10 protein-coding genes and 1 tRNA gene are annotated in these 11,387 nt (G+C 70.3%); 4 read left to right on the top strand and 7 right to left on the bottom strand.

What is annotated here, in order from left to right:
• Positions 1-74 precede the first annotated feature (74 nt).
• From OYE22_RS15835 to OYE22_RS15815, 5 genes are read right to left on the bottom strand one after another with little or no spacing between them, the layout of a single operon-like run.
• Entirely contained in the window at positions 75-1,541 is a 1,467-nt protein-coding gene (locus OYE22_RS15835; protein WP_277321018.1) for a penicillin-binding protein 2, read from the bottom strand.
• Entirely contained in the window at positions 1,538-2,953 is a 1,416-nt protein-coding gene (locus OYE22_RS15830) for an FtsW/RodA/SpoVE family cell cycle protein (RefSeq protein ID WP_277321017.1), read from the bottom strand. Before OYE22_RS15830 ends, OYE22_RS15835 begins: the two co-directional genes overlap by 4 nt.
• Positions 2,954-2,974: 21 nt before the next feature.
• Positions 2,975-4,555: a Stp1/IreP family PP2C-type Ser/Thr phosphatase gene (locus tag OYE22_RS15825; RefSeq protein ID WP_277321016.1), complete on the bottom strand. Its 1,581-nt coding sequence runs from the start codon at positions 4,553-4,555 to the stop codon at positions 2,975-2,977.
• A gap of 21 nt (positions 4,556-4,576) precedes the next feature.
• Positions 4,577-5,098, bottom strand: a complete 522-nt coding sequence (locus OYE22_RS15820; protein ID WP_277321015.1) for an FHA domain-containing protein — start codon at positions 5,096-5,098, stop codon at positions 4,577-4,579.
• Between the two features lie 10 nt (positions 5,099-5,108).
• The gene (locus OYE22_RS15815; RefSeq protein WP_277321014.1) at positions 5,109-5,987 is read right to left on the bottom strand and encodes a DUF3662 and FHA domain-containing protein; all 879 of its coding nucleotides are present in this window, start codon (positions 5,985-5,987) and stop codon (positions 5,109-5,111) included.
• A 380-nt stretch (positions 5,988-6,367) separates the two neighbouring features.
• Between OYE22_RS15815 and OYE22_RS15810 the strand changes: the two genes are divergently transcribed.
• Positions 6,368-6,451 (top strand) — tRNA-Leu (locus tag OYE22_RS15810).
• A gap of 257 nt (positions 6,452-6,708) precedes the next feature.
• Here the strand turns inward: OYE22_RS15810 and OYE22_RS15805 are convergent.
• Complete coding sequence (locus OYE22_RS15805; protein ID WP_277321013.1) at positions 6,709-7,359, bottom strand: NAD(P)H-dependent oxidoreductase; 651 nt, start codon at positions 7,357-7,359, stop codon at positions 6,709-6,711.
• 175 nt (positions 7,360-7,534) lie between these two features.
• Between OYE22_RS15805 and OYE22_RS15800 the strand changes: the two genes are divergently transcribed.
• On the top strand, positions 7,535-7,897 hold the full coding sequence (locus OYE22_RS15800) for a helix-turn-helix domain-containing protein (RefSeq protein ID WP_187089280.1): 363 nt from the start codon (positions 7,535-7,537) through the stop codon (positions 7,895-7,897).
• Between the two features lie 226 nt (positions 7,898-8,123).
• Here OYE22_RS15800 and OYE22_RS15795 read toward each other — a convergent pair whose 3' ends face one another.
• On the bottom strand, positions 8,124-8,558 hold the full coding sequence (locus OYE22_RS15795) for a MarR family winged helix-turn-helix transcriptional regulator (protein WP_277321012.1): 435 nt from the start codon (positions 8,556-8,558) through the stop codon (positions 8,124-8,126).
• A gap of 368 nt (positions 8,559-8,926) precedes the next feature.
• Here OYE22_RS15795 and OYE22_RS15790 point away from each other — a divergent pair, with 368 nt between their 5' ends.
• Both OYE22_RS15790 and OYE22_RS15785 read left to right on the top strand, forming a co-directional pair.
• Positions 8,927-10,387, top strand: a complete 1,461-nt coding sequence (locus OYE22_RS15790) for a DUF2252 domain-containing protein (protein ID WP_277324155.1) — start codon at positions 8,927-8,929, stop codon at positions 10,385-10,387.
• A 44-nt stretch (positions 10,388-10,431) separates the two neighbouring features.
• Complete coding sequence (locus OYE22_RS15785; protein ID WP_277321011.1) at positions 10,432-11,277, top strand: hypothetical protein; 846 nt, start codon at positions 10,432-10,434, stop codon at positions 11,275-11,277.
• Positions 11,278-11,387 lie beyond the last annotated feature (110 nt).

The following is an 11,387-nucleotide window of genomic DNA, read 5'->3' as shown; positions in this document are numbered from 1 at the left end:
CTGGCCGCCACCGTGACCTGATATCCGACCGGTATCGCGCCGTGCGGAGATCTGGATCATCAGGGTGGCCTGGGTCACTTCTCGCTGTCGAGCACGGCCTTCATGACGGACCTGGCGATCGGCGCCGCCAGCCCACCACCGGAGATGTCACCGCGGGACGCCTGCGAGTCCTCGACCACCACCGCGACCGCCACCGGAGACCCGTCCTCGCCCGTGGCGTAGGAGATGAACCAGGCGTACGGCTTCTCGCTGTTGGCCACACCACGCTGGGCGGTGCCGGTCTTGCCACCGACGGTGACGCCGGGGATGCGGGCGCTGGTTCCCGTGCCCTTCTCGACGACGTTCTCCATCATGTCCTGGAGCTTGTTCGCGGTCTCCGACGACATGGGCCGCGACATCTCGTCGGGCTCGGTCTGCTCGACCACGTTGAGGTTGGGCGCCCGCAGCTTGTCGACCATGTACGGCTTCATCATCTTGCCGTCGTTGGCGATCGCCGCGGTGACCATGGCCATCTGGAGCGGCGTCGCCCGGTTGCTCGCCTGGCCGATGCCGGCCATCGCGTTCTGCGGCCGGTTGTCCTCGGGGTAGACGCTCGCGGCGGTACGCACCGGGGTGTCGACGGTCTCGTTGAACCCGAACTTCTCGGCCTGCTCGATCATCTTCTCGTTGCCGAGGTCATCGCTGATCTTGCCGAAGACCGTGTTGCACGAGACCTGGAGGGCCAGCTTGAGGCTGGCGTTCTCGCAGGGGATGTTCCCCTCGTTCGGCAGCGGCCGGCCGGTGGTCAGCGGCAGCTTCCACGGCAGCGGCGAGTTGGTCTTCTCGTCGACGCTGTCGTACAGGCCGTTCTCCAGCGCGGCGGCGGCCGTGACGACCTTGAACGTGGAGCCGGGCGGGTACGTCTGGCGCAGCGCCCGGTTGAGCATCGGGACGTCCTTGTTGTTCTTCTCGTCCAGCCGCTTCCACTCCTCCTCGTCCTTCTTCGAGCCGCCCGCGATGTTGGACGGGTCGTAGCTCGGCGTGGAGGCCAGGGCGAGGATCTTGCCGGTGCGCGGGTCGAGCGCGGCCACGGCGCCCTTCTTGGAGCCGAGCCCCTGGAAGGCGGCCTTCTGGGCCTTGGCGTTCAGGGTGGTGATGACGTCGCCACCCTTCTTGCTCTTGCCCGTGATCATGTCGAGGGTGCGGTTGAAGAACAGCCGGTCGTCGTCGCCGGTGAGGATGCCGTCGTGCAGGTTCTCCAACTGCGTGGCGCCGTAGACCTGCGAGGCGTAACCGGTGACCGGCGCCCACATCGCGCCGTCGGTGTACGTGCGCTTGTACTTGAAGTCGGTCCCGTTGGTCTCCTTGGAACCGGTGATGGCCTTGCCGTCCACGATGATGTTGCCGCGCGGCTGGCTGTAGCGGGCGATCTCCACACGGCGGTTGTGCTTGTGGTCGGCCAGCTCGTCGGCCTGCACGAACTGGATCCAGTTGTCGCGCACCAGCAGGGCCAGCACCAGGAGCCCGCAGAAGATCGCGATCCGGCGCAGGGGCTTGTTCACGGTCGGACCACCTGGGTCATCTCGGCGTCGGGTGAGGGAGCGGGGGCGGGGGCCGGACGGCGCGCGGTGTCACTGATCTTGATCAGGATGGCGACCAGCGCCCAGTTGGCCATCACGGACGAACCACCCGCCGCCAGGAACGGCATGGTCATACCGGTCAGCGGGATCAGCCCCATCACGCCGCCGGCGACGACGAAGACCTGGATGCCGAAGGCCGCGGAAAGGCCGATGGCCAGCAGCTTTCCGAACGGGTCACGGGCGGCCAGCGCCGTGCGCACGCCGCGCTCCACGATCAACCCGTACAGCAGCAGGATCGCCATCGTGCCGGCCAGCCCCAGCTCCTCGCCGACGGTGGCGAGGATGAAGTCGGAGTTGGCGGCGAAGCCGATCAGGTCGGAGTTGCCCTGCCCGAGCCCGGTGCCCATCACGCCGCCGGAGCCGAACGCCATGAGCGCCTGCGCGATCTGCTCGGTGCCCTGACCGGTGTCGTAGACCGCGAACGGGTCGAGCCAGGCGTCCACGCGCTGCTGCACGTGCGGCTCGAAGGTCGCCACGCCCACCGCGCCGATCGCCGACATCAGCAGGCCGAACACGATCCAGCTCGTGCGCTCGGTCGCCACGTACAGCATGACGACGAACATGCCGAAGAACAGCAGCGAGGTGCCGAGGTCGGTCTCGAAGACCAGGATCAGGATGCTCATCGCCCACACGACGAGGATCGGCCCCAGGTCACGCCCGCGCGGTAGGTAAAGGCCCATGAAGCGGCGGCTGGCCAGCGCCAGCGCGTCCCGCTTGACCATCAGGTAGCCGGCGAAGAACACCGCGATCACGATCTTCGCGAACTCGGCCGGCTGGATGGAGAAACCGGCCACGGTCACCCAGATCCGGGCACCGAACTTGGCCGGAAAGAACACCGGCATGACCAGTAGGACCAGCGCCCCGGCCATCGAGATGTACGTGTAGCGCTGCAGGATGCGGTGGTCCTTGAGCAGCATCAGCACGGCGATGAAGAACGCCACGCCCATCGCCGAGTACATGAGCTGGTTCGGCGCCGACGCCTGGTAGGCAAAGCCCTGCGCCTCGGCCGTCCTGGCCAGCCGCTCCGACTGGTCCAGGCGCCAGATCAACACCAGGCCGAGCCCGTTGAGCAACGTCGCCAGCGGCAACAGCAACGGGTCGGCGTACGGCGCGAACTTGCGCACCACGATGTGGCCCACGCTGGCCAGCAGCCCGAGGCCCAGGCCGTAGCTGAGCATGCCCGACGGCATCTCGTCGCTGAGCGCGAGGCCCACGTTGGCGTACGCGAACACCGGGATGATCACCGCGAAGGCGAGCATCGCGAGCTCGGTGTTGCGACGGCTCGGCGGACCGGCCGTACTGATCGTGGTCGTGCTGGTGGTACTGCTGCTCATCGCTGGCGGCCCCCTACCGCTTCACTGCTGGGTGCCGCCGCACTCGTCGGCCAGTTCGCGCTCCGTCGGGGACAGCGAGGGCGTTGGCGTCGGGGTGGGGGACGGAGTGGTCTTGTCGGTACGGGGCTGCGCGCCTGGCTTGCCGGCCTGGCCGTCGGTCTGGCCCTCTCCCTTGCCGAGGTCCCGCTGCTGGTCCTCGGCCTTCTTGCGCTCTTCCTCAGCGCGCTTCTGCTGGTCGAGCTTCTGGCAGGTGCCGGCGAGCAGGCCCAGCTGCTTCGCCTTCTTGCGGGCCTGCCCGAGGTCGCTCATCGCGATGGTGTCCTCGACCCGACCGCGCTGGTCCACCGGCAGGTACCTGAGTTGGATGTCCGCGAAGTCCTGGTGGACCTTGTTCAGGCTGATCCAGGCCAGGTCCTGGCTGATGCCCTGGTAGATCGCCACGTGGTCGCCGTTGGCGCCCACGTAGTACTGGTTCTGGGTCCACCGGTAGCCGCCGTACAGCCCGCCGCCGACCACCGCGAGCGCCAGCGCGATGTACGCCGAGCGCTTGATCCACTTGCCGCGGCCGCCCTTGGTGAGCGCCTCGCCGTCCGGGTAGCCGCCGAAGGCGCCGTCGTTGGGCCGGCCGATGGACGGCTCGCCGCTGCCGGGCGGGCCGAAGCCACCCGCGTCCTCGCCGCTCGCCTGCGGCGGCACGGGCTTCCTGCCCAGCTCGGCGGCGCGCCCCGCGGGGGTCTGCGCGGCGTTGCCGTCACCGAGCTGGACCTGGTTCTCGGCCACCGCGCCGACGATCACCGGGGTGTCGTTGAGCTGCGCGGTCATCGCGTCGCCGCCGTCCACGTCCAGGACGTCCGCGACGATGCACGTGATGTTGTCCGGGCCACCGCCGCGCAGCGCGAGCTGGATCAGCTCCTGCACGGTCTCGTGCGGCCCCTGGTAACTGGCCAGCGTCTCCTCGAGGGTCTGGTGACTGACCACGCCGGACAGCCCGTCCGAGCAGATCAGGTACCGGTCCCCGGCCCGCACCTCGCGGATCGACAGGTCGGGCTCGACGTGGTCACCACTGCCCAGGGCCCGCATCAGCAGCGACCGCTGCGGATGCGTGGTGGCCTCCTCCTCGGTGATCCGGCCCTCGTCCACCAGCCGCTGCACCCAGGTGTGGTCCTGGGTGATCTGGGTCAGGGCGCCGTCGCGCAACAGGTACGCGCGCGAGTCCCCGACGTGCACGAGGCCGAGCCGCTGACCGGTCCACAGCAGTGCGGTGAGCGTGGTGCCCATGCCCTCCAGCTGCGGGTCCTCCTCGACCATGACGCGCAGTTGGTCGTTGGCGCGCTGCAGGGCACTGCCCAGCGAGGTGAGGATGTCGGAGCCGGGCACGTCGTCGTCGAGCTGGACGAGGGTGGAGATCACTTCCGAACTGGCGACCTCACCGGCCGCCTGCCCGCCCATGCCGTCGGCGATGGCCAGCAGCCTGGGGCCGGCGTAGCCGGAGTCCTCGTTGCCCTCCCGGATCATGCCCTTGTGCGATCCGGCGGCGAAACGCAGCGACAGACTCATGCGCACCTCGCCCGTCGGCTCCGGGTACATCCGCACGGTGCCCACCCTCCGGTCGTCATGTTCCTACTACTTCCGCAGCTCGATGACGGTCTTGCCGATGCGGATCGGCGCACCGAGCGGAATCGGCGTCGGCGTGGTGAGCCGGGTCCGGTCGAGATACGTACCGTTCGTGGACCCGAGATCCTCGACGATCCACTGCCCGTCACGGTCTGGATAGATCCTGGCATGCCTGCTGGAGGCGTAGTCGTCGTCCAGGACAATCGTCGAGTCGTGGGCCCGACCGAGCGAGATCGTCTGGCCCTGGAGGGCGACGGTGGTACCGGTGAGGGTGCCCTCGGACACCACCAGCTTGGTGGGGGCGCCGCGCCGCTGCCGCCCGCCCCCCCGGCCGCCGGACTGCTGTTGCTGCCGCTGCTGTGGTGGGCCCGCCTGCTGCCGCTGCGCCCGGTCGCTGCCGCGCCGCGACCCGCGCTGGGTCACCCGCGTACCGAACAGATCGCTGCGGATGACCTGTACGGCCACGATGACGAACAGCCACAGTACGGCGAGGAAACCCAACCGCATGACCGTGAGGGTCAGCTCTGACATTGCCCCCGCTTCACCCTTCGGCTTGCCGATAAACGATGGTGGTGCTGCCCACGACGACGCGGGAGCCGTCGCGGAGCGTAGCGCGCGTGGTGTGCTGTCCGTCTACCACGATGCCGTTGGTCGATCCCAGATCCTGGACCGTCGAGGGCGTGCCGACCCGGATCTCGCAATGCCGGCGCGAGACGCCCGGATCGTCGATCCGCACGTCAGCGTCCGTGCTCCGACCCAGCACCAGAGTGGGCCGGGAAATCTGATGGCGGGTGCCGTTGATCTCGATCCACCGCCGCGTCTGCGCTCCCTGGTGCGGACCGGCGCCCGGCTGGCCCGCCCGCGGCGCGGGACGCGCGCCGGGCGGCGGGGCACTGGGCATCGGCGGCGGACCACCGGGCGCGTGCCCCCCGCGGGGCGGCACCGCCCGCAATCCCGGTCCCTGCCCGCCCTGCCCGGGCGGCGGTCCCTGCGGGGCGCCGTGCGGCGGCCCCGCGGCCGGTCCCGGCTGCGGGCTCTGACTCTGACTCGCGGCGAGTGTGCGGCTGCGCACCCGGTACAGACCGGTGTCGAGGTCGTCGGCCTTCTCCAGGTGCACCTTGATGGCGCCCATGAAGGTGTAGCGCTGCTGCTGGGCGTAGTCGCGGACCATGCCGGACAACTCGTCACCGAGCTGCCCCGAGTACGGGCTGAGCCGCTCGAAGTCCGGCGCGCTCAGCTCGACGATGAAGTCATTGGGGACGACGGTGCGGTCACGGTTCCAGATGGTGGCGTTGTTGTCGCACTCACGCTGGAGCGCCCCCGCGATCTCGACCGGCTGGACCTCGGACTTGAACACCTTGGCGAAGGTGCCGTTCACGAGACCTTCGAGACGCTGCTCGAAGCGCTTCAGTACTCCCACGGGGCACCTCCTTCCTTAGTCTTCCTCGGTCGTGTCGTCTTGATACTGCTTACTGATCGTATCCACGCGTCGGGAAATCGGCTGGTTCCCCTTCCTGGCCCGGTGCGAGGAGTGTCACCCCTCACAGCGGAGTGTCCCCCTTCACCGGGATCGTAGATGTGCCCCAGAGCTAGTGTCCCGCAACCGAGCGGGTCCCCGGGTCGCCTGGGGGTCTCTCGGCCGATGGGGTGCCGATAACGGATGTGAGGGCACCCCGGCCAGCGTGCTAATCTTCTCGATGTCGGAAGGCGCCCCCACCGAAAGCGGATGGCTCCTCACCGGTCGATTTCGATCGGAGAGGCACATCACTTAAGGTGAGCAAGTCCCACGACGACACCCATGCGCGGGTGGCGGAATAGGCAGACGCGCTGGATTCAGGTTCCAGTGCCCGAAAGGGCGTGGGGGTTCAACTCCCCCCTCGCGCACAGAGAAGAACCCCCGCTCCGGAGAAATCCGGGGCGGGGGTTCTTTCGTGGTGTCGTCGTTTCGGCGTGCGGGTGCGGTGTCCGCGTTCGGTGTGCGGGTGCGGGTGCGTGCGTGCGTGTGTGGGGCGGCGGCCGGGTGTGTGCGTGTGCGGGGCGAGGGCCGGGCGCGTGGTGCGGGGCGGCGGCGTGTGGGCGAACGCCCGTCGCCGCCGCCCCGCGCGTGCTCCAGTCCGCGTCGGGGCAGGTCCCGCGGTGGGTCAGGCTCCGAAGCGCGCGGCCAGGGCCTTGGCCTTGGCGGTGGCGTCCTCGTGGGCCTTGGCGCGCGAGGCGTCGGACAGTTCGACGAGGTCCGCCATGGCCGGCGTGGTGCGGGCGAGAGTCAGCTCGGGGACGATGAAGTCGACGTCGAGGCCGAGCATGCCGTTCAGGGCCTTCTCCAGGTAGTTCTGGACGAACTCGAAGGATTCCCTCGGAGTACCGGGCGCGTACGAGCCGCCGCGGCTGGCCACCACGGTGACCGGGGTGCCCTTCGCCGACGGGGCCTCGCCCGCCGTACGGCCCACGATGATCACCTGGTCCAGCCACGTCTTGAGGGTGGAGGGGATCGTGAAGTTGTACATGGGGGCGCCGATGAGCACCGCGTCCGCCCGCTCCAGCTCCTCGGCGAGCTCGACGCGCAGGGCGAAGGCGGCCTGCTGCTCGGGGGTGTGCCCGGAGGGGTCGGAGAAGCCGGCGGTCGCGGATATCTCGTCGATGTGGGGCAGCGGGTCGGCGGCCAGGTCCCGGTAGAGGACCGTGCCGTTCGGGTGCTGCTCCTCCCATGTCTTGCGGAAGGACGCCGTCACGGCGCGCGAGGTGGAGGCGTCCAGCGAGTAGAGCGACGAGTCGAGGTGCAGCAGGGTGGGCATGGCGTGCCTCCGTGATCCGTACGTCTTGGGGCGTGACAAGGGCGTGACTAGGGGTGTGGCCGGCGCTGCCGGCGTCACACGGCGCGGCCTGCGGCCGAACTTCCGTGCGTACCTATTGATAACACAGTAGCTTACTTTTTTATAGCTCCGAAGGGTTGAGCGGTACCCTGAGGTCATGACGGACGCGACCGAACACAGCTGCAGGCAGGCCGATGCCGGCGTGACGCGCGTCTTCGGGCTGTTCGGTAAGCGCTGGACCGGCCTGATCGTGGCCACGCTGATGAACGGCGGCGGCAACTTCGCCGAGCTGCGCCGGGCCATCCCCGGGATCAGCGAGCGCATGCTGTCCGACCGGCTCTCGGAGCTGGCCGCCGTCGGACTGGTCTCCCGCGAGGTTGACCCCGGCCCGCCGCTGCGGGTCTTCTACCGCCTCACCGAGGGCGGCGAGGCCATGGAGCCCGCGCTCAAGGCGCTCGGCGCCTGGGCTGAGACGTACCTGCCGGACGGCGGCCAGTGCCCCGACCGCTTCCGCACGTGAGCGTGGCGCGGATGTGAGCGTTCGCGCGGACGTGTGCGCGCTGCGCGTGTGTGCGTGATGGGGACGTGTGCGTGGTGCGCGTGTGTGCGGGGTGCGCATGTGTAGGTGGTGCGGACATGAGCGTGGTGCACGCGTGTGCGCGGTGCGGGCGTGGGCGTGGCGCGGGCGTGGGTAGGCGGATCGCGGTGCGGGCGTGGGCGGGGCGCGTACGCGTGTGGGCGGGTTGTCAGTCGAGGGGGTCGCTCGTCGCGTTGTAGCGGCGCAGGTACGTCGCGAACTGTTCGAGGTCGGCGACGTCCCAGTCCGCGAGACGGCGCCGCATGAGGGCGCGGCGGCTGGCGGTCACGCCGCGGAGGACCTCGGTGCCCGACGCGGTGAGGTGCAGGACCTGCACCCGGTGGTCGGCGGGGTCCGTCCGGCGCTCGACGTATCCGAGCCGTTCCAGGGCGGCGATCTGGCGGCTGACGGTGGACTTGTCCAGGAGGTAGTGCGCCGCGAGGTCGGTGGCGCGGCAGCCGTCCGAGTCCTCCAGGTGCGCGAGCAGGGTGAAGGAGACCAACGACAGCTCGGGGTGAATGCGGGCGGCCACGGCGCGGGCCCGCCGGGCGAAGGTGGTCATTTCGCGCCGGATGGTCTCCACGGAGGCGTCTCGGTCCACCACGCTGCTCCTCGTCCTCCCGGTTGCGGCTTCCTTGCGACACGGCCCTACCCACAGTAGGGCGTACTGCCCGGCGTGACGTTCCCGCTGGTCAGGCCGTCCCTCTTGGGCTGGCGACCACCCGTACGTGGCACTGCCGAGTGCCACATCACGAGGTTATCCACAGGCCGTCACCGACCCCTCGTCCTGTCGGTACCGTTCCCTCACACGCACCGATTCGGGTGCGCGACGGGGTTGGGGAGGTCGAAACGGTGACTGCCGAGAGCGGTTCCGACGCGGTCGTGACGGACGTGGACGTGACGGACGCGGTCGTGTCCGATGCGGTCGTGTCTGGGGCGGATGGGTCTGACGTGGTGGTGGCCGGCGCGGATGTGGCCGGCGTGGTGGTGGCCGGCGCGGCCGTGGTGGAGCGTGTGGCGTGCGGGGAGCGGGTGCCGCACCTGCCGGGCTTCGCTCGGCGCGACGGGGCTGGCCTCGGCAAGCGCGAGGGGAAGGCGCTGCGGGAGCGGATGCCGCGCCACGCGCACGCCCGCTTCGAGCCGGACGGCCAGCGCCCCGACGCCGTCACCGCCGTGCGCGAGTCCAACGCCGGGCGGCTGGCGGAGCTGGTCCCCATCCGCGTCGGCCGCATGGTGGCCTCCCCGTTCGCCTTCCTGCGCGGTACGGCCGGCCTGATGGCCCACGACCTGGCCTGCGGGCCCACGACCGGCATCGGGGCGCAGTTGTGCGGCGACGCGCACGCGGCCAACTTCGGCCTGTACGGGGACGCCCGCGGGCGGCTGGTCATGGACCTCAACGACTTCGACGAGACCGCGTACGGGCCCTGGGAGTGGGACCTCAAGCGGCTCGCGGCCTCGCTGGTGCTCGCGGGGCGCGAGGCCGGCGCGGACGAGGAGGTGTGCCGCGCGGCAGCCCGGGACGCGGCGGGCGCCTACCGGCGCACCATGCGGTTGCTCGCCAAACTGCCGACCGCCGAGGCCTGGAACGCCATAGCCGACGAGGAACTCGTCTCCCACACGGACGCGAGGGACCTGCTCGGCACGTTGGAACGGGTCTCGGAGAAGGCCCGGCGCAACACCAGCGCGCGCTTCGCGGCCCGCTCGACCGAGGCCACCGCCGACGGCGGACGACGCTTCGTGGACGCCCCACCGGTCCTGCGCCGGGTGCCCGACGAGGAGGCCGCGGCGGTGACCCTGGCACTCGGGGACTACCTGCGCAGCCTGCCGGAGGACCGACTGCCGCTGCTGGCCCGGTACGCGGTGCACGACGTGGCCTTCCGCGTGGTCGGCACCGGCAGCGTCGGCACTCGCTCGTACGTGGTGCTGCTGCTCGACCACCGGGGCGAGCCGCTGGTGCTCCAGGTGAAGGAGGCCAGGCCCTCCGCGCTGCTCCCGCATGTGAGCAAGATCTCTTTGGACCAACGCTGGAGCGTGGCACCCGCGTCCGTGGCCGAGCGGCACGAGGGCAGGCGCGTGGTGCTCGGGCAGAAGCGGATACAGGTGGTCAGCGACCAGTTGCTGGGCTGGACGACGGTGGCCGGGCGGCCGTACCAGGTGCGGCAGTTCCGCAACCGCAAGGGAAGCGTGGACCCGGCGGCCCTGGCCGCGGACCAGTTCGACGACTACGGCCGGATGACGGGCGCGCTGCTGGCCCGGGCCCACTCGCACAGCGCGGACCCGCGCGTCATCGGCGGCTACTGCGGCAAGGGGGAGGAGCTGGACGAGGCGATGGCGCAGTTCGCGATCGCCTACGCGGACCGCACCGAGGCCGACCACGCGCACCTGGTCACCGCCGTGCGGGCCGGGCGAATAGCGGCCGAACTCGGCGTGTGAACCGGACGCGGCGGGGCTGGCGAGGTGGCCCGTAGGCTGGCTGCGTGACGAACCCCGAAGCGCAGACGAACGAGGAAGCGCGCCAGCAGCAGGCAGACTCCGCGCCGGGGGCCCCGCCACGCCCCGAGGAGCGGCTAGAGCGCGCGGTGCGGGCCGCCGAGCAGGCGTTGATCGAGTTCGAGATCGCGCTGGAGACCTTCCGGGTCGAGGTCGAGAACTTCTCCCGGCTGCACCACCAGCGTCTCGGCCCCATGTACACACGGCTGGACGAACTCGACGCCCTGATCGCGGAAGCGATCGCGGCGCGGTCGGGCGACGAGGAGGACCTGCGCCGGGCGCGGGAGGCACGTTCGTTGGTGCTGCCCATGCCGCAGGTGGAGGAGCTGTTCCAGGGGTGGATGGACTCCGACGGGATCTCACCGGAGGCCCAGTCGATGCTCACCGAACGCTCGGTCAAGCCGCCGCCCCGGGTCCGGCCCAGTGACGAGGCCCGCCGTATCTTCCGCGACCTGGTCCGCAAGGCCCACCCCGACCTGGCACGCGAGAACGCCGAGCGGGAGCGCCGGGAGGCGTTCCTCGTCCGGGTCAACGCCGCCTACGCGGACGGAAACGCCGAGGAACTACTCGCACTGGCCGAGGAGTGGGAGTCCGGCCCACCCCCCGAGCCGCAGTGGCCCAGCCGCAGCGAGGAGCTTTACGCCCGGCTCGAATGGCTCGCAGCACGGAAGGAACTTCTGGCGACCATGGCGGAGGAACTGGAGTCCAGCGCCATCGGCGCCATGATCAAGATGGCTCAGGACGACCCGGACGGCCTGCTCGAAGAGATCGCCGAGCAACTGCTCGCCCAGGTCGCGGAGCGCGAGGCCCAACTCGCGGCACTGCTCAACTGACGCGCGGCGTTCGGCCAGGTTGGCCGCTGGGTGGGTGTGGGCGGGCGGTTGGGGGCTGGGCGCTTGGTTGGCGAGCGGTGGTCGGGTGTGCGGGGCTGGGTGGGGTGTGT

It is taken from the genome of Streptomyces sp. 71268 (assembly GCF_029392895.1).
Lineage (GTDB): Bacteria > Actinomycetota > Actinomycetes > Streptomycetales > Streptomycetaceae > Streptomyces.
Note: the sequence above shows the minus strand (reverse complement) of the source record. Positions and strands in the feature narration are given on the sequence as shown.

Bases quoted from the DNA above. Each gene is read 5' to 3' on its own strand.
- OYE22_RS15805 (WP_277321013.1), bottom strand. From the start codon at position 7,359: ATGCCCACCCTGCTGCACCTCGACTCGTCGCTCTACTCGCTGGACGCC.
- OYE22_RS15820 (WP_277321015.1), bottom strand. From the start codon at position 5,098: ATGTCAGAGCTGACCCTCACGGTCATGCGGTTGGGTTTCCTCGCCGTA.
- OYE22_RS15800 (WP_187089280.1), top strand. From the start codon at position 7,535: ATGACGGACGCGACCGAACACAGCTGCAGGCAGGCCGATGCCGGCGTG.
- OYE22_RS15830 (WP_277321017.1), bottom strand. From the start codon at position 2,953: ATGAGCAGCAGTACCACCAGCACGACCACGATCAGTACGGCCGGTCCG.